The sequence below is a fragment of the Nesterenkonia sp. K-15-9-6 genome, from assembly GCF_052656005.1.
The window spans coordinates 20549-38721 of sequence record NZ_JBQYEY010000013.1 but is presented as its reverse complement, the minus strand read 5'-3'; the positions used below and the strand labels follow the sequence as shown (position 1 = coordinate 38721).

The window sequence follows — 18173 nt, the reverse complement described above, 5'->3', positions numbered from 1 at the left end:
GGGGGTCCCTCACTCTCGTGTGTCGTCGCGAGGACGGTCATCGCCCTCGTCCGACCGGTCGTCTCCAGACTGCTCACCGGCGGCCCCGGCAGAGCCGGAGGTGTCGCGCGGCTGGCGCGGCGCCTTCTTCCAGTCCTCCACCTGGGTCATCTTGCGTCGCATGAGCACCACAGCCAGGATCACGACCAGCACACCGCCGAGTGCGAACAGCACCGCGGCCCAGGCGGGGAACTGCCCCTCGGCCGTGGCCGGGTCCTCCTGCGAGGCGGCGTCGGCATCCACCGAACCTGTCTCCCCGGAGTCGGCATCGGCGGCGTCGGTCTCAGCGCCGTCAGTCTCGGCGGCGTCCTCCGGCAGGTCGACCTCGAAGCTGAAGCTGTCCTCCTCGTCGTGCCCGTCGGAGTAGACGACCCGGTAGAGGACCTCGTACTCGCCGTCGGGCAGCTCGCCGTCGAGCTCGGTGCTCATCGACGGACCGTCGACGACGGTCTCGGTCTCCCAGCTCTCGCCGTCGCCGTCGGTCACACGGATCTGGTTGGTGATGTTCTCGCCCTCGGTGAGGCCGTCTCCGGTGAACTCAAGGACGATCTCCTCGGGGCTCTCGGTGAGCACCTCGTCCGCCTCAGGCGTGGCCGAGAGCAGCTCGTCATGGGCCCAGGCGGGCGCGGCGGTGACTGCGGCGAGCCCCAGCGCCGCACCGGCGGCCGTCGCCAGCAGCCGCGGTGCGCGGCCCGCACGACGTCGGGTCCGGTCGGATCGGGGGTGAGCCTCGGGGGCCTCAAGAATGGTGGAAGTGGTCATGGTGTCCTTCTCTGCGTCTCTGGGGGTGGACGTGCTCCCCTGGCCGGTCCGTCGGCCTGGGACGTCCTGTGGGCAGTCCAACCGCATCTGCGTGCTCCCCGTCTCAGAACCGAGGAGGCGGCTCGTCGGTGGAGAGTCTGCTGAAGCGGCCGTCGGGCGCTGCGGCCCTGACCTCGACGTCGTCGTCGACGACATCAGGCCGCTGCCGGGGGCCCCCGCAGAGTGCGCGGACCCCTGCCGGTCCACAGATCCTGCAGCACGCGCACCGTCCGCGGCGGGATCGGACGCGCCCGGCGAACCCCGAAGAGCGCCTCCCGGGGCGTCATGAGCAGACGGACCGGACCCAGCGCCAGCAGATCCGCGAAGGCCCTCAGCAGGGTCTCGCCGCGGTGGAGCAGGGCGATGGTCAGCGCGGCCGCGCCCAGGTGGGCCCCCAGCATCCCCACATCCAGGGTTCCGCCCGAGGACACCACGAGCAGTGTCTGCTCCGGTCCTGGCGCGGCGACCCCCGGCGTGCTCGGCAGCATCGGTGCCTCACCGTGGCCACCATGGCCGCTGTGCGGGCTGACTCTGGCGAGCCTCCCGGCGGCCGAAGCCGGCAGGGCGGAGAAGAGCGCGTGCAGCACCGCCTGGGAGACCAGCACGGAGACGGTCAGCCGGGCCCGCCCGAGCCGCGCCCCGGCCAGCGCGGTGCACAGCGGCAGGCTGACCGCCAGGGCGAGGATCACCACCAGCGCATGCGGACCCTGATGACCGGCGGCCAGGTGGGCGGCGGCGGCGCTGCCGACGGCCGCACCGGAGGCCAGGATGCCGCGGGCCAGGCGTCGCGGACCGCTGAGCCGCGGAGCTGCCGCCATGGTCCACCTCCCTGCCAAGGTCCTTCCGGTCGGATCGACCGCACCGACAACGATTCTACGCGCCGTAGAAGTCAACGGGGACGGTCGTGACGGCGCGGGTCCCGCCCCGTGGACGTGAGACCCGGAGACGACGTCGGCCCTCGACCCGCCGGGAGGCGGGTCGAGGGCCGACGTCATGAGCCTGTGAGGCTGAGGCGGTTCACTTGCCGGAAGCAGCAGCCTTCAGCTTGGAGCCGGCGGTCAGCTTGACCGAGAAGCCCTCGGGGATCTCGATGGTCTCGCCGGTCTGCGGGTTGCGACCGGTGCGAGCGGCGCGCTTGGTGCGCTCCACAGCCAGCCAGCCGGGGATGGTCACCTTCTCGCCAGCGGAGACCTGGGAGGTGAAGACCTCGAAGACCGCGTCCAGCACGCCGTTGACGGCGGCCTGGGAGTTGCCGGACTTCTCTGCGACGGCTGCCACGAGCTCGCTGCGGTTCATAGCCATAGTGTGTCCTCCTGGACTGGTTCGGTGTCAGCCCCCGTTGCCGGGGCTTTCAGAACGGCAACCTACCACGCCGTCACGCCCAAAACCGCATGATTCCGGGCGATTCACAGTGATTTTCCAGCCTCGGTGGCCCGTGTGCAGGTCGCGTCCACCCGGGTCCGGACCCCTGACACCGCCTCCCGCGATGCATCGAACGGCACATGGGGCGGGCCGCAGGAGACCATCCTGTCACTGTGTGACGCGCCGCACGTGGCGTGCGTCGCTGTGGCCGGTATTCTGTGCTCACTGCGCTGTACCCATGGCTGTGGAGCCGTCGGTCCCCCGCGCACACCCAGCAGTTCCGCGCCGAGCAGCGTCGCCCGCCGCGGAGGGTGTGTGCACCGGGGCCCCGGCACGCCCGTCCGCAGAGCTTCTGCCAGGCCGCACAATGGCGTGTGGCCGCAACTGAGAGGAAAGCGACAACGGATGTTCTCCAAGATTCTGGTGGCCAACCGCGGTGAGATCGCCATCCGCGCCCTGCGCGCGGCCAACGAGCTCGGCGCCGGCACGGTCGCCGTCTACCCGCATGAGGACCGCAACTCCTTCCACCGACAGAAGGCCGACGAGGCCTACCGCATCGGCGAGGAAGGCCACCCTGTCCGCGCCTACCTCGACGTCGACGAGATCGTCCGGGTGGCCCGCGAGTCCGGCGCCGACGCCATCTACCCCGGCTACGGCTTCCTGTCGGAGAATCCCCATCTCGCCCGCGCCGCCGAAGAGGCCGGCATCACCTTCGTCGGCCCGCCCGCCGACGTCCTGGAGTCCACCGGGGACAAGATCCGGGCCCTGCGCGCCGCCCGCGAGGCCGGTGTCCCGGTGCTGGAGAGCTCAGACCCCTCCGACGACCCGGAGAAGCTGATCGCCGAGGCCGACGCCATCGGCTTCCCCATCTTCGTCAAGGCCGTCGCCGGCGGCGGCGGCCGGGGCATGCGCCGGGTGGAGACCCGGGAGGAGCTTCCCGACGCCCTGGGCGCGGCCATGCGCGAGGCGGAGACCGCCTTCGGCAACGCCACGGTGTTCCTCGAACAGGCCGTGGTGCGGCCCCGTCATGTGGAGGTGCAGATCCTCGCCGACGGCGAGGGCAACGTGGTGCACCTGTTCGAACGCGACTGCTCCATCCAGCGCCGCCACCAGAAGGTGGTGGAGATCGCCCCGGCCCCCGAGCTCGACGACGAGATCCGCCAGGCGCTGTTCCGCGACGCCGTCGCCTTCGCGAAGGCCATGGGCTACCGCAACGCCGGCACCGTGGAGTTCCTGGTGGACACCGCCGGCGAGCGCGCCGGCCAGCACGTGTTCATCGAGATGAACCCGCGCATCCAGGTGGAGCACACCGTCACCGAGGAGATCACCGACGTCGACCTCGTCACCGCCCAGCTGCGCATCGCGGCCGGGGAGACCCTCGAGGACCTGGGCATCCGGCAGGAGGAGCTGCGGGTGCGCGGCTCCGCGATGCAGTGCCGCATCACCACCGAGGACCCGGCCAACGACTTCCGCCCGGACATCGGCACCGTGACCGTCTACCGCTCCGCCGGCGGCTCCGGCATCCGACTCGACGGCGGCACCGTCTACACCGGCGCCGAGATCAGCCCGCACTTCGACTCCATGCTGGTCAAGCTGACCAGCCGGGGTCGGGATCGGCTGACCGCCATCCGCCGGGCCCGCCGTGCGCTGGCCGAGTTCCGCATCCGCGGGGTGGCCACGAACATCCCGTTCCTGAAGAACGTGCTCGACGACGAGCAGTTCCTCTCCGGGGATCTGGCCACCGACTTCATCGACAAGCACCCGGAGCTCGCCAAGGTCAACCGCTCGAAGGACCGCGGCACCAAGGTGCTGCAGTACCTCGCCGACACCACCGTCAACCAGCCGCACGGTCCGCGGGTGGACGGCATCGACCCGCGCGACAAGCTGCCCCGCTTCCCCGGGGACAAACGGGACGAGCCCGACCGCAGCCCCTTCGACGGGCCGTCGTCGCACCCCCGGCCCGCCGGATGGCGGGACGTCCTGCTGGACAAGGGTCCGGAAGGCTTCGCCCAGGCGCTGCGTGACCAGACCGCCCTGGCCGTCACCGACACCACCTTCCGGGATGCCCACCAGTCCCTGCTGGCCACCCGGGTGCGCACCCGGGATCTGCTGGCCGCCGCCCCGGCACTGTCCCATGTGGTGCCCGGGCTGTTCTCGGTCGAGGCCTGGGGCGGGGCCACCTACGACGTCGCGCTGCGCTTCCTCTCCGAGGACCCCTGGCGGCGGCTGGCCCTGCTGCGGGCGGAGATGCCCAACATCCCCATCCAGATGCTGCTGCGCGGCCGCAACACGGTCGGCTACACGCCCTACCCGCTGGAGGTCACCGACGCGTTCGTCGCCGAGGCCGCCGAGACCGGAGTGGACATCTTCCGGATCTTCGACGCTCTGAACAACGTCGACCAGATCGCCCCCGCGATCGCGGCGGTCCGCAAAACCGGCACCGCCGTGGCGGAGGCCGCGATCTCCTACACCGGCGACCTCTCCGACCCGGCCGAAGACCTCTACACGCTGGACTACTACCTGGGACTGGCCCAGCAGATGGTGGACGCCGGGGCGCACATCCTGGCCATCAAGGACATGGCCGGTCTGCTGCGGCCGGCCGCGGCCCGCACCCTGGTCACCGCCCTGCGCGACCGTTTCGACCTGCCGGTGCATCTGCACACCCATGACACCGCCGGGGGTCAGCTGGCCACTCTGCTGGCCGCCTCCGAGGCCGGGGTCGACGCGGTCGACGTCGCCGCCTCCTCCATGGCCGCCACCACCTCCCAGCCGCCGGCCTCCGCGCTGGTGGCCGCGCTGGAGCACACCGACCGCGACACCGGCCTGGGCCTGGAGGCGGTGGCCTCCCTGGAGCCCTACTGGGAGGCGGTGCGAGCCATCTACAAGCCCTTCGAGTCCGGGCTGCCCAGTCCCACGGGACGCGTCTACCGCCACGAGATCCCCGGCGGTCAGCTCTCGAACCTGCGCCAGCAGGCCATCGCCCTGGGCCTGGGTGAGCGATTCGAGGACATCGAGGACATGTACCACGCCGCAGACCAGATGCTGGGCCGCCTGGTGAAGGTGACGCCCTCGTCGAAGGTGGTCGGCGACCTGGCCCTGCAGCTGGTGGGCATGGGAGTGGACCCCGCCGAGTTCGAGGCGGCGCCGCAGAGCTTCGACCTGCCGGACTCGGTCATCCAGTTCCTGGCGGGACAGCTGGGCGACCCGCCCGGCGGCTGGCCGGAGCCGTTCCGCTCCAAGGCGCTGGAGGGGCGCACCGTCCGGCCGTTGGACGAAGACCTCACCGAGGAGGACCGGGCCGGCCTGGCCGGGGACTCCGCGACGCGCCAGGCCACACTGAACCGGCTGCTGTTCCCGGGCCCGACCCGGGACTACGAGGCCGCCCGGGACGCCTACGGGGACGTGATGGTCCTGCACACCCGGGACTTCCTCTATGGGCTGCGCCGCGGCGAGGAGCACACCATCTCCCTGGGCAAGGGCGTCCGTCTGCTGGTGACCCTGCAGTCCGTCTCCGAGCCGGACGAGAAGGGCCTGCGCACGGTGGTCTGCGCGCTCAACGGCCAACCGCGCCCCCTCGTGGTCCGCGACGACTCCGTGGAGGCCACCGTGCACACCGCGGAGAAGGCCGACGCCTCCGTCCCCGGCCAGGTGGCCGCGCCCTTCGCCGGGGCCGTCTCCCTGCTCGTGGAGGAGGGTCAGACCGTGGACCCGGGACAGAACATCGCCACCATCGAGGCGATGAAGATGGAGGCCGCGATCACCACCCCCGTGGGCGGCACCGTGGCTCGCACGGTGCTCAACGGCGTGCAGCAGGTGGACGGCGGCGACCTCTTGGTGGTGGTCGAGCCCGCCTGAGGGCCGGGCGACGGTCGAGCCGCGCCCTTCCCCATCTCCCCGTCCAGTGGCGGATTCACTGCCGTTCACGCGCCGACTCCGTCGGTCAGCGGCAGTGAATCCGCCGCTCGCCGATTCCGATGCTGGTGGTGGGGAAGGTGTTGAATAGGGAGCATGAACTCTCCGCAGGCCAGCCGTCCGCTCGCCGCCCCTGACCAGGACGCCGCCCGCTCCCTCTGGGAGCAGTACGCGCAGGTCCACCCGGCGGCCGCGTCCGCGAGCCCTGACTTCCTGGTCGATCAGTTCGGTGACCATGCCGAGCTGGCCGACGAGCTGCTGGACCTGGTGCGCTCCGGACGAAAGACCGCCACCGCCAGCCTGCTGGCCGAATACGTCTGGGAGGGCGAGGCCCCACCGGGGATCGGCGCCCACACAGTGTTCTGCGACGGCGACGGCGCCCCTCGGGTGATCGTGCGGACCACCGGCCTCGCGCTGGCAGGATTCACCGACGTCGATGCCGACCACGCCTGGGCCGAGGGCGAGAGCGACCGCAGCCTGGCGCACTGGCGCACCGAACACCGACGCTTCTGGGAGCGTGTCTGCACGTCCGCCGGACGCAGCTTCACCCCCGAGATGGAGGTGCTCATGGAGCGCTTCGAGGTCGTCTGGTCCGATGCCGAGGCGTGAGGATACTCTGGCAGGCATGCCGACCGGATCCACTCCAGCGACGACGCCCGCGCCAGCCCTCGACCTCTCCCCCATCCCCACCGGTCTCCTGGATGACCTGCGCGGCTGGGCCCCCGTCGCGCCGGAGCAGCGCCGCCTCAGGCAGGACTACGTGGACCTGGCGGCGCAGGGCGACGAGCCCTTCCGCCGTCGGCCCCGGTCTGAGCACTTCACTGCCAGCTGCTTCATCTTCGACGAGACGCTCACCCAGGTGCTGCTGTGCTTCCACGGCAAGGGCAGGTTCTGGGTGCAGCTGGGCGGCCACATCGAGGACGGTGACGACTCCGTGTCGGAGGCCGCCTTCCGGGAGGCCGCCGAGGAGAGCGGGCTGACGACCCTGCGACCCCTGCGCCGCACCCCGGTGGACCTCAACGTGCACCCGTTGGGCTCCGGCTTCTCCCACTGCACGGCGCACTGGGACATCGGCTACGCGGCGATCGCCCACCAGGAGGCGCCGATCGTGGTCAGCGAGGAGAGCGAGGACGTCGCCTGGTGGCCGGTGGACCGCCTGCCGAGCGACGCCGCCGACGAGTTCGACATCCGGCTGCGCACCGTGCTCACGGAGCTGCGCGGCTGAGGGCTGCCCTCTGGAGGGCCCTCTCCAGCTCAGCCGCGCGGCATCGCGAGGAAGGCGCGGCCGGCGCCGTCCAGGCGCAGGCAGCCGGAACCGGTGTGGAGAAGCTGCGCCCCGCGAGCGGCGACGCGAGACCCGCCCACCGCAGGGGAGACGCCGAAACTCCCGGCGAGGACGATCAGCACGCTGGGCCCCAGAGTCATGATCTCCGCGTCCCCTGTGACCTCCAGCAGCTCGAAGGGCGTGTGCCCCTGGCCCACCGGCCGGTGGACCATCGCGTGGTCTCCGACTGGGGTCGGATGTCCGATCTGAGGGCGCCCGGGCGTGAGATCCGCAATGCGGAGCAGTTCTGCGACATCGATGTGTTTGCTGGTCAGTCCACCGCGCAGCACATTGTCGCTGGGCCCCATGAGCTCCACCCCGAGACCCTGGACATAGGAGTGCAGGACACCGGCAGGAAGCCACAGGGACTCCCCTGCGCGCAAGGTCAGGTGGTGGAGCATGACGGCGACAGGGATGCCCCGGTCTCCAGGGTGGGTCTCCTGCAGACGGCGGACGAGGTCCCCGTGGACGGGCTGATCGTGCGGCGAGGGGTCGAATGAGTCCACAGCCGCCAGCAGCCCAGGTACGACGCCGGCGGCCTCGTCGGCCGTCAGCAGCCAGGCGACCACCTCGCTCAGGTCCCGCCGGTGCTCAGCGGCCTGGCCGAGGAGATCACGCCACCGCTCGAGCGCCCGGTCGATCTCGGACGACAACAGATCGGCGGGAACTCGAGCGCGGACGGCATCGACGGCAGGGACGAGCTGCATCGGCTCCTGAAAGCCGCAGAGCGCCTGGAAGCCATCCTCCAATGCGACGATCATCTCCGGCTTCGGTCGGGGGTCGCGGTAGTTCCGGTGTGCGGCGTCTCTCGGGATGCCGGCGGCCTCCTCCCGGGCGAAGCCGTCCTCCGCCTCAGCGGCGGAGGGGTGAGCCTGCAGCGAGAGGGGCTTCTCGGCGGCGAGGATCTTCAGGAGGAACTGCAGATGAGATCCTGTGCTCCGCTCCCACTCGTGGGCGTCGTCCCATCGGGAGTCATCGAGGATGCGGCTGGGGGCCTTCGGGTGGGCGCCCAGCCACAGCTCGGCCTCCCGGGCTCCGCCACCCGTACGCCCCAGCAGGGCGGAGATCCTGCCGGGCGCACCCCAGTCGTAGGTCATGCAGCGGCTGTCAATGCTCAACAGCGTCATTCTTGGTCTTCCTGACGTCGCGCCACGGAGATGAGGGCGCGCAACGGGTGGGCCTCCGACAGCCCGGCCATGAGGGCGGAGCCGTCCACACCGTCGACCTCCGGGCTGATGAGTCGCGCTCGCGGCGCCACGTCGACCAGGCGGTCCTGGAACGCGCGGAGAACCGCCGGGGAGGCGAAGACCCCTCCGATGGCGGCCACCTGGGTGGGATCATCCCCCTGCGGCTCCTCCACGCGACGCAGAGCCGTGCCGGCGGTATGGGCGAGCTCGCGGCCGGCCTGCGCGCAGATCTCGGCACAGACGGCGTCCATCTCGGCGAGCCGGGACACCTCTGCGGCGAAGGATGCCACAGTGCTCACCCGCTCCGGGTCGTTCTGCAGCTGCACGTAGGCGCCCTCCAGATCCGGCCAGTATGCAGCGGCGACGTCCGTGAAGGCCGACTGCGGACCGCGTCCGTCGTGGGCGCGCATCGCCGCGTCCAGCGCAGCTCGGCCGATCCAATAGGCGCTGCCGGCATCGCCCATGATGTTGCCCCAGCCATCGACGCGGGCCACCCTGCCCCTTCCCACGCCGAGGGCGACGGTTCCGGTCCCCGCTGCGACGACTGCTCCACGTGAATCGCCCAGTGCACCGAGGGCGGAGGTCACTGAATCATGCGCCAGGCGAACTTCACGAGCCGCGAGACCCCCGGGCAGCTCCAGCAGCACGGCAGCATCCGCATCGCGGGGTGTGAGACCGGTGACCCCGAGGGTGACGACCGCGTTCTCTCCCACGTCACCGAGGGCGTGCGCGATGAGGATGCGCAGCTGCGGCACCAGTGGGCGGTCAGTCTGCACGCCGCCGAGCCGGAATCGCCGCTCGGGCCCGAGGACGTCGCGGATCAGGACCTTGGTGCTGGTCTGCCCGACATCCATGGCGACAAGCGGAGCGTCGGGCACAGCCGCACGGGCCGCCTCGAGCGGACGTCGTCGGGCAATGGACACTGGCTCAGCTCCTCATGGTCGGCGCCCCGACAGGGGGAATCCTCCGCCGGCGAGTTGATGACATCGTAGGACATCATGGAATTGACCACAAGACAGGAAACGTCATGACCGGCAGTTTCTCGGCCTCCACCTCGCCAGCACCTCGTCAAGACCTCAACCGAGCAGGCACTGTCTCACGTGGACTTCACCAAGCCTCTTCTCGCTGGAGCCTCGCATGCCCCCGCGGGTCAGGTTCGGGCCAGTGACTCCGAGAGCTGCGTCAGCGTGTGGACGAGGGGCTCATACGTCGGGGCCATCGGCCGCGAGCGAACCCTGATGGCGGGGACAGGACTGATGCTGGTGGACCATCCTCCACTCGCCGTTCTCTCGACGGAAGACTCGAGTGCCGCGTGACCACTCCTCCGAGAGGGCGCCATCAGGCATCTGCGCCGTCATGCGCTGCAGCCCCCACGCCACCGCCAGGTCATCGCGAGCGACCACGGTCAGCTCTGGCACCGTCCACGTGACCCGCTCAGTCGTCTGTTCGAGACCGGCGCGCCACCTCTCACGGACCGCATGGATCCCGACGTGCTCCAGAGGTGCCTCGTCTTCATAGGAGACGACGCCCGTGGCGATGCGGCTCATGATCCCGTCGAGGTCCTTCGCCTCCGTGTCCGCGGACCAGCCGTCGTGGACCTCACGGAGAACCTGCTCACCGCCGAACCGATCAGCGACATAGGTGAAGGAATGATGCTCGTGCTGCACGCGCCATTCATCCGCACACTTCACCAGCCCGATGGTCAGTCGAAGACGGTGCTCCGGGACGGCATGGAGGTCTTCCGCGCTCCCGCATCTCAGCAGGGCGATCGCGTAGGCCACGTCTGCTCCTGCCACGACATCGAGCTCCGCGATCTCGAAGGTCGCGCCGGACGTGATCCACTTGAAGAAGCCGGGCCAGGTGGCGCGATACTCGCTCAGGCCGCGCACCCCGGATTCGGGCGGCGGAACGTCGAACATCACCACGTCCTCCGCATGCTTGGACAGGACGCCTTCGAGATCTCCGACACGAATGGACTTCGCCCAGTTCTCGATGATTTCGCGGATCTGCTGCTCGTCGGTCATGCCCGTCCTGTTCGTCATGTCAGCTCCTTGTTGCACGGGGTCCTGCACGGGCCGGTCCCCGGCCGACGGGCGTGAATGCGATGACGCCGAGTCGTGCCGACCCATCCATGCCGGACGACCCCTGAGGTGCCGTGGTGGAAGGCGATGCCCGCGTCAGCCCATCGAGGGCGAAGGGCCGTGTCCAGCCGCGCGCCCGCTGCACGCACGCCCCACGGCAGAGTCTGTGAGGATCTCCTGGGTTCCGCACCAGCTGGCGTGTGCAGCTCAGTGTATCGAGCTGCAGGATGAGACTGACCTCGGACGTCGGAGGCAGCGGATGCCGGACTGGACGTGGGAAGAGCCGGTCGTCCTGCCGACCCAGGTGTTGCGGGGCAGACACGACAGGGGCGGGACCACCCGAAGGTGGTCCCGCCCCTGTCAGCGGTCCGGATCAGCCGAGGCTGATCACGGGAGAGTCGTCACCAGGACGACTTGGTGATGCCGGGCAGCTCGCCGTTGTGCGCCATGTTGCGGAAACGGATGCGGGAGATGCCGAACTTCTGGAAGGTGCCGCGCGGACGGCCGTCGATGGAGTCGCGGTTGCGCACTCGGATCGGGCTGGCGTCACGGGGCAGCTTCTGCAGGCCCACGCGGGCGGCCTCGCGCTCCTCGTCGGAAGCGTTCGGGTCCACGAGGGTCTTCTTGAGCTGAGCGCGCTTCTCGGCGTAGCGCTCGACGATGACCTTGCGCTGCTCGTTCTTTGCGATCTTGGACTTCTTGGCCATGATCAGCGCTCCTCTCGGAAGTCGACGTGCTTGCGGACGACCGGGTCGTACTTCTTCAGCACGATGCGGTCGGGGTTGTTACGGCGGTTCTTCCGGGTCACATAGGTGAACCCGGTGCCGGCCGTCGACTTCAGCTTGATGATGGGACGTACGTCCTTGTCCTTGGCCATTAGAGCTTCTCACCCTTCTCAATCAGCTCGGCGACGACGGCGTCGATGCCGCGGGCATCGATGGTCTTGATGCCCTTCACGGACAGGGTCAGCGTGACGTGACGCCCCAGCGAGGGCACCCAGTAACGCTTCTTCTGGATGTTCGGGTCGAACCGACGCTTGGTGCGGCGGTGCGAGTGGGAGATGCTGTGGCCGAACTGCGGCCCCACTCCGGTTACCTGGCAACGTGCTGCCATGATCACTCCTCCAACATAAGTACGAAAATATCTCCGGGCGGAGCCCGCGAGCACACAGTTCTCCCAGGTCAGACCCAGGATGGCCGTGCAGTCGTTGAGCCGAGTCCCGCCACCAGCTATGACACCGTGACTTACGAGGACGGACCAGGCTGGGTGAGATCCAACCGAAGTGCCTTCACATCGTGGACGAAAGACGGTGGTGCTTGTCTTGTGGTGCGCTGGAATCCAGGCTTCACAATCCACCGGGCTGCTTTCCGGAGCCGGGCCCCGTCGTTCCTCCGGGCGAGGACCTGAGCATCTCGGGTCCTGCACCCCTCGGGCACACGTGAGCACAGCACAGCACGGCTTGCGACTGTCCATAGTAGCCCGCCGACGGCGTCACGGCAAAGCGAGGCGTGCAGGATCACATCCCCGGCACACCGCCGATCACGGACCGCCGGCCCGACCTCAGCTCAGCCGCTCCAGCACCATGGCCATGCCCTGGCCGCCGCCCACACACATGGTCTCCAGACCGTACTGCCCGTCGGTGCTGCGCAGGCCGTTGAGCAGGGTCGCGGTGATGCGCGCCCCGGTCATGCCGAAGGGATGCCCCACGGCGATGGCGCCGCCGTGGACGTTGAGCTTCTCCCACGGCACGCCGAGCTCCTTGGCGGAGGGGATGACCTGTGCGGCGAAGGCCTCGTTGATCTCCACCAGGTCGACGTCCTCGATGCTCAGGCCGGCGCGGCCCAGCGCCTGCCGGCTGGCCTCCACCGGGCCGAGCCCCATGATCTCCGGGGACAGCCCGGTCACTCCGGTGGAGACGATCCGCGCCAGCGGCGTGAGGCCGAGCTCACGAGCCTTGACATCGCTCATGATGACCAGCGCGGCCGCACCGTCGTTGAGCGGGCAGGCGTTGCCCGCGGTGACGGTGCCGTCGGGCCGGAACACCGGATCCAGACCGGCGAGCGCCTCGGCGGTGACGCCGGGGCGGGGGCTGTCGTCGGCGTCGACGGTGCCGCCGTCGGGCAGGGTGAGCGGGGTGATCTCCCGGGCGAAGAATCCGTCGGCCACGGCCTTCTCGGCCCGGTTCTGGCTGAGCTGGGCGAACTCGTCTTGCTCGGCGCGGGTCACCCCGGTGTACTGGGCGACGTTCTCGGCGGTGTGCCCCATAGAGATGTAGGCATCAGGCAGGGCGCCGTCCTCGCGCGGGTCGCGCCAGACGGCTCCACCCTCTGCGGCCTTCGCCGTCCGGGCGGCGGCCTCGGCGAATCGAGGGTTCTCGAGCTCGGCGCCGGGGATCCAGTCCGAGGTTCCTGTGGCGAACCGGCTGACGGCCTCGACACCGGCAGACAGGAAGACATCGCCCTCACCGGCCTTGATGGCGTGGAAGGCCATGCGGGTGGTCTGCAGGCTGGAGGAGCAGTACCGGTTGACGGTGGTGCCGGGCAGGTGGTCCATGCCGGCGAGGACGGCGACGATGCGGGCCATGTTGAACCCCTGCTCTCCGCCGGGGAGCCCGCAGCCGAGCATGAGGTCGTCGATGTCACGGGGGTCGAGCTCCGGGACCTGGGCCAGGGCGGCCTGGACCATCTGGGCGGTCATGTCGTCGGCACGCAGGTCCACCAGGGATCCCTTGCGGGCCCTTCCGATGGGCGACCGGGCCACGGACACGATGACAGCTTCAGGCATGATGTGATCTTCCTCTCAGAACGATAGTGACTACACAGTAACATCGCGCGCAGGCATGGCCCCAGCTCGTCCGGCGAGACCGCGCAGCACGTGGCGCACCGCACCCACAGCCGGGGATTCGCACAGACTGCCTCGGGTGCGCAGCACGACCGTGCGCCGCAGCGCCGTCCCGGACAGCTCGACGGCGACCACCTGCGCCGGATCCGCTCGCACCGAGGAGAAGCTCAGCCGCGGCATCACGGTGATCCCCACCCCGGCGGCGACGAGCGCCACCGCGGAGCCGTAGTCCTGGGTCTCGTACTGGAAGCCGGGGGTGAAGCCCGCCGCCGCGCAGGCCTCCAACAGGATCAGCCGACAGGTGCCCAGGGTCAGGTCGTTGTCCACCCAGCGCTCGGCGGCAAGCTCCTCCAAGGCCACGGCCTGCCGGGCCGCGAAAGGGTGATCCACGGGCACGACCGCCACGTAGGGCTCGGTGAGCAGGGGTTCGACGTCGAAACCTGGCCGGGCCGGAAGGTCACGGTGGGCCACGCAGATCTCCACGTCGACGTCGTCGTCACGGCCCTGCGCGGCCTCCCAGAGCCGCAGGTCCAGACGCAGATCGCGGAACTCGCCGGAGAGCGCGGCGACGACGGCCGGGATCCACGTCACCCCGACCGAGGCGATGTGCGAGATCACCAGAGAGCCGGTCCGCCCCTCCCGCAGATCGGCCGCCAGGGCCTCCAGCCGCGCGGCCTGTCCGAGCAGACGATCGGCCTCCTCGGCGAAGCGCCGCGCCACTCCGGTGGGGGCCAGGCCGCGCCCGTTGCGGGTGAAGAGCTCCAGGCCGGTGCCCCTCTGCAGAGCCTGAAGCTGCTGGCTCACCGCCGAGGGCGTGTAGCCCAGACTCTCGGCGGCCGCGTGGACGGAACCGGCGGCGAGCACCGCCCGGAAGGTCCGGAGCCGGGTCAGATCGATCACCTCTGCATCATAAAGCCCTGCTGAACGATCATCCAGAGATGTTCGCTTGTGCTTTCGATTCTCGGAGGGAAGGATCATCCCTATGACCCGCCTGACGAATGCACCGGTGGCACGCGCCGTGGAGTCACCTGCGCCCCGCCCGACCGACACCCTCCAGACTCGGTGGGCCGCACCCGCCGCCGTCGCGACCACCGTGGTGCTGTGGGCCTCCTCCTTCGTGATCGTCCGGTGGGCCGCCCCGGTGTTCTCCCCTGGACCCCTGGCGCTGATCCGACTGGCGGCCGGCGTCGCCGCGCTCACGGTGCTGGTGATCCTGCTGCGTCGGCGGACCCTGAGGATCCCCGGACCGCGTGCGCTGCTGCTGATCGCCCTCTACGGCGTGCTGTGGTTCGCCGCCTACACGGTGGTGCTCAACCATGCGGGCCATCATCTCGACGCCGGCACCATGGCGATGGTCGTGAACCTCTCGCCGGTGCTGGTGGCCGCCGGGGCCGGACTGATCTTCCACGAGGGGTGGCCGCGCTCGCTGTTCGCAGGGATGGCCGTGGCGCTGGTGGGCGTCGCCGTGATCACCCTGGCCGCCGGTGACGGACGAATCTCCCTGCTGGGTGTGGTGCTGGCACTGGTGGCCGCGACCATCTATGCGGTCGCGATGCTGCTGCAGCGGGCCGTCCTCCCGGACGCCGACCCGCTGACCATCGTCTGGCTGGGCTGCGTGGCAGGCACCCTGGCGGTCCTCCCGTTCGCCCGGCAGACCTGGGCCGAGCTGCAGGACGCCCCGGCCACCGCCGTCGGCGGGGCGGCGTTCATGGGAGTGGGGGCCACGGCACTGGGCTTCTGGCTGTGGGCCTTCGCCCAGACCCGGATGCCCACGGGACGGCTGGCCGCCTGCTCCCTCGCCGTTCCGGCGGTGGCGGTGCTGATGTCCGCCGTCGCTCTCGGCGAGGTGCCCACTGTGCTGGCGATCGTCGGAGGGACGACCTGCCTGGCCGGAGTGGCGATCGCTCAACTCGGCCGCCGCTGAAGCCGCCGACCCTCAGCCCTCACCCGCCCGGCGGTCCACTCCTGCCCACGTGAAGAACTGCTCCGCGGCCAGCACCGGCTTGCCGTACTCCTGAGCCTTGCGCGCCTTGCCGGACTGGGTGCCCAGCTCAGCGACCACCAGCACGTCGCAGCGGGTCTTGGTGACGTTGGCGACCGGCGCGAGACCGCAGTCTGCGGCGAGCGCGGTCATCTGGTCGCGGGACCAGAGGCGGCCGTCGGAGGAGACTGCCTCCCCGGTGAAGCAGACCCTGGTCCCGGGCTGCAGCAGGGACCCGAGCGCGGCGGACGAGCCCGACGCCGCAGCCAGCCGCTCGGGGGCCACCAGATGGCGGCCGAGCAGCTGACCCGCCCGCTCCAGTCGTCGCGCCACCTGGTCGGTCAGCTGGGCCCGCGCAGCCGCCGCGGCGAGCTGGTCGGCCACGGTCTGGCGGGCGGCCGCATGCCAGGAGTCGGCGTCGTGATCACCGACGACGGGCTCCTCCCCCAGCAGGATCCCGCCCGCCTGACGGCTGACCTCCAGCAGGGCACCGAGTCCGGGCATCTCCTCGAAGGACGGTGAGGGCGAGCCCGGGTCACGGGTCAGGAGGTGGCCGGCACCCTGCACCGTGTCCTCCGAGGGCTCGAACTCTGTGGCCGTGCGGTCCAATGCCTCAGGGTCCTGCAGCTCGGCCTGCCGCAGGTCCTCCAGGACCGCACGGGCCGCCTCCAGCGCCCGCCGCGGGCGCCGACGGAACAGCGAACCGGAGCCTGACCCGGCCCGGCCCGACTGCGGCCGCGGCGCCTCCGCGCCGAACGGCATGGGCTCCACGTGGCCGAGCCGCTTGAGTTCGAAGTCGATCAGCCCCAACGTGCGGTCGACGTCCTCGGCCACCGGGACATGACCGGCCATCACCGGGGAGAGCACCGTCCAGGCCTCCGCCAGGGTCGGGGCGAGCAGGATGTCCGCCGTGGCGATCCCGTAGGCGGTCCGCGCGTCACCGAGGTCGCGCTGCGGGTTCACCAGAGTGGACAGTGCGGTGCCATCCTCGAAAGCGACGGCGAGCTCGACCGGACGCGGCCGCGACATGCGCCCCTCCTCCCCAATGGTGAGCACCGCGAGCGCGCAGCGCCGCCGACGACCCTCCGCCGAGGAGCCCCCGCGCAGGAAGCGCAGGATCCGCCGATCGGTCTTCATGTCTCGGGGGAACACGGGCCGGGTGAGCACCAGGCCAGACAACGAGGTGACCCGGCTCAACGCCACGTAGAGCTGCCCGTAGGAGAACGTGCCGCCGGAGAGGTCCACCACCAGCCGGTCGGCGGTCTGCCCCTGGCTCTTGTGGACCGTGATCGCCCAGGCGAGCTTGAAGGGCAGCTGACGGTAGGTGCCCACCACCAGGTGGGTCAGCGTCCCGCCGTGGACCTCCGGCCGGGTGATGTCCCAGGTGTGCGGCCCCACCTCGACCACCTGGCCGTCCCGCAGCAGCACGCCGACCCGCGGTTCACCGTCGTCGTCGACCCCCACCTCCATCACATGACCGAGGGTGCCGTTGACCCAGCGGCCCATGGGGTCGTTGGTGAGGAACATGATCTGCGCGCCGACCTTGAAGACCAGCCGCTCCTCCACGGGCCGGTCGAAGCCGTCCTGCTCGCCGCGCAGCACCGCCCGGCAGACGTGCTCCGGCCCGGGGAGCCGCTCCAGACGGCGTCGGTTCCGGGACTCGGCGATCCGGTTGGTGGTGGCCAGGGTCAGCCAGAACTCGCCCTCGGGGGGCTCGAAATCCGGTTCCACATGACGATTGAGGTCCTCGCGGGCGGTGCCGAGCAGCACGCCTTCGCGGATGGCGTTCAGCACTGCGGTGAGCCGATCGTCGCCGAGCTGCCGGAACACGGTGGTCAGTGAGACGGTCGGGAAGTCCTCCGCCCTCCAGCTGTCGGCGGAGAAGAAGTAGGGCGTCTCATAGCGGGTCTCGAAACGGGCGCGCTCGGACTCGGTGACCACCGGAGGCAGCTGGAGCAGGTCGCCCACCAGGACCAGCTGGACCCCGCCCAGCCGCGCACCAGGCCTCGGGCCGAAGCGCTCCAGAGCCGCGACAAGCTGGTCGAAGAGGTCGGCGCGCACCATGGAGGCCTCATCGATGATGAGCGTGTCCAGAGCCTTCAGCGTCCCGGCGAAGCGGCCTGGGTAGTACCGACCGTGACGGACCTCCTCCAGTGTGATCTGCGGAGGGAAGCCGAAGAGTCGGTGAATCGTGTAGCCGCCCACGTTCAGGGCGGCGATGCCGGTGGGGGCGGCGACGACCACGGTGCGGCCGGAGGGGGCGTCGTCGCCGGTCAGGTCCGTCTCACTGGCCCAGTCCTCACCGGAACTGTCAGGCGGCGCGGCCGAGCTCGCCTCGCAGCGCCGCAGAAACTCCCGGATCAGCGTCGACTTGCCGGTGCCCGCCTTGCCGGTGAGGAACATCGACTCCCCCGCCTCGAGCCGGGCGAGAGCGTCGGTGAACTCCTCGGTGAGGACGATGCGCTGGTCCGACATGAGACCTTCCGGAGTGGACGTGGTGGGCTGGGCGGGTGCGGGGCTCCTGCGCTCCGGCGAGTGTACCGCCCCAGCTCTCCCCGAAGATCGTCTCTGGATGAGGGATCGCCGCTCGATGGACGGACGATCTCTCATAGGGACACGATCTGTGGTGGGGTCGGCAGTCCGTG

General features: G+C 70.3%; 16 protein-coding genes. 4 read left to right on the top strand and 12 right to left on the bottom strand.

Features of this window, described 5'->3' with window-relative positions:
* Positions 1-9: 9 nt before the first annotated feature.
* The 3 genes from SD455_RS09670 to SD455_RS09660 all read right to left on the bottom strand — a co-directional run bounded on the left by SD455_RS09670 (position 10) and on the right by SD455_RS09660 (position 2142).
* Entirely contained in the window at positions 10-801 is a 792-nt protein-coding gene (locus SD455_RS09670; RefSeq protein ID WP_445507958.1) for a copper resistance CopC family protein, read from the bottom strand.
* Between the two features lie 194 nt (positions 802-995).
* Positions 996-1658, bottom strand: a complete 663-nt coding sequence (locus SD455_RS09665) for a hypothetical protein (RefSeq protein ID WP_445507957.1) — start codon at positions 1656-1658, stop codon at positions 996-998.
* A 199-nt stretch (positions 1659-1857) separates the two neighbouring features.
* Entirely contained in the window at positions 1858-2142 is a 285-nt protein-coding gene (locus tag SD455_RS09660; RefSeq protein WP_070158322.1) for an HU family DNA-binding protein, read from the bottom strand.
* Positions 2143-2607: 465 nt separating this feature from the next.
* Here SD455_RS09660 and SD455_RS09655 point away from each other — a divergent pair, with 465 nt between their 5' ends.
* The 3 genes from SD455_RS09655 (at position 2608) to SD455_RS09645 (ending at position 7339) form a co-directional block, all read left to right on the top strand.
* Positions 2608-6057: a pyruvate carboxylase gene (locus SD455_RS09655; protein ID WP_445507956.1), complete on the top strand. Its 3450-nt coding sequence runs from the start codon at positions 2608-2610 to the stop codon at positions 6055-6057.
* Between the two features lie 153 nt (positions 6058-6210).
* Positions 6211-6723 (top strand): ASCH domain-containing protein, encoded by a 513-nt coding sequence (locus SD455_RS09650; RefSeq protein WP_445507955.1) that lies wholly within the window; start codon positions 6211-6213, stop codon positions 6721-6723.
* 16 nt (positions 6724-6739) lie between these two features.
* Complete coding sequence (locus tag SD455_RS09645) at positions 6740-7339, top strand: NUDIX domain-containing protein (RefSeq protein ID WP_445507954.1); 600 nt, start codon at positions 6740-6742, stop codon at positions 7337-7339.
* Between the two features lie 29 nt (positions 7340-7368).
* Here SD455_RS09645 and manA read toward each other — a convergent pair whose 3' ends face one another.
* The 8 genes from manA to SD455_RS09605 all read right to left on the bottom strand — a co-directional run bounded on the left by manA (position 7369) and on the right by SD455_RS09605 (position 14447).
* Positions 7369-8556 carry a mannose-6-phosphate isomerase, class I gene (gene manA / locus SD455_RS09640; RefSeq protein ID WP_445507953.1) on the bottom strand — a complete coding sequence of 396 codons (1188 nt, stop codon included), beginning with the start codon at positions 8554-8556 and terminating at the stop codon, positions 7369-7371.
* Positions 8557-8561: 5 nt separating this feature from the next.
* The gene (locus SD455_RS09635) at positions 8562-9548 is read right to left on the bottom strand and encodes an N-acetylglucosamine kinase (protein ID WP_445507952.1); all 987 of its coding nucleotides are present in this window, start codon (positions 9546-9548) and stop codon (positions 8562-8564) included.
* 279 nt (positions 9549-9827) lie between these two features.
* Positions 9828-10667, bottom strand: coding sequence for a YybH family protein (locus tag SD455_RS09630; RefSeq protein ID WP_445507951.1), 840 nt, complete (start codon positions 10665-10667; stop codon positions 9828-9830).
* 440 nt (positions 10668-11107) lie between these two features.
* A complete protein-coding gene (gene rpsN / locus SD455_RS09625; protein ID WP_070158325.1) occupies positions 11108-11413 on the bottom strand; it encodes a 30S ribosomal protein S14 in 306 nt (101 codons plus the stop codon).
* A gap of 2 nt (positions 11414-11415) precedes the next feature.
* Complete coding sequence (gene rpmG, locus SD455_RS09620) at positions 11416-11583, bottom strand: 50S ribosomal protein L33 (protein ID WP_022872124.1); 168 nt, start codon at positions 11581-11583, stop codon at positions 11416-11418.
* Positions 11583-11819, bottom strand: coding sequence for a 50S ribosomal protein L28 (rpmB, locus tag SD455_RS09615; protein WP_070158326.1), 237 nt, complete (start codon positions 11817-11819; stop codon positions 11583-11585). The genes rpmG and rpmB overlap by 1 nt, the downstream gene beginning before the upstream one ends.
* A gap of 447 nt (positions 11820-12266) precedes the next feature.
* A complete protein-coding gene (locus SD455_RS09610) occupies positions 12267-13490 on the bottom strand; it encodes an acetyl-CoA C-acetyltransferase (protein WP_445507950.1) in 1224 nt (407 codons plus the stop codon).
* 30 nt (positions 13491-13520) lie between these two features.
* Positions 13521-14447 carry a LysR family transcriptional regulator gene (locus tag SD455_RS09605; protein WP_445507949.1) on the bottom strand — a complete coding sequence of 309 codons (927 nt, stop codon included), beginning with the start codon at positions 14445-14447 and terminating at the stop codon, positions 13521-13523.
* 82 nt (positions 14448-14529) lie between these two features.
* Here SD455_RS09605 and SD455_RS09600 point away from each other — a divergent pair, with 82 nt between their 5' ends.
* A complete protein-coding gene (locus tag SD455_RS09600) occupies positions 14530-15471 on the top strand; it encodes a DMT family transporter (protein WP_445507948.1) in 942 nt (313 codons plus the stop codon).
* Positions 15472-15483: 12 nt separating this feature from the next.
* Here SD455_RS09600 and SD455_RS09595 read toward each other — a convergent pair whose 3' ends face one another.
* On the bottom strand, positions 15484-18003 hold the full coding sequence (locus SD455_RS09595; protein WP_445507947.1) for an AAA family ATPase: 2520 nt from the start codon (positions 18001-18003) through the stop codon (positions 15484-15486).
* Positions 18004-18173: the final 170 nt, after the last annotated feature.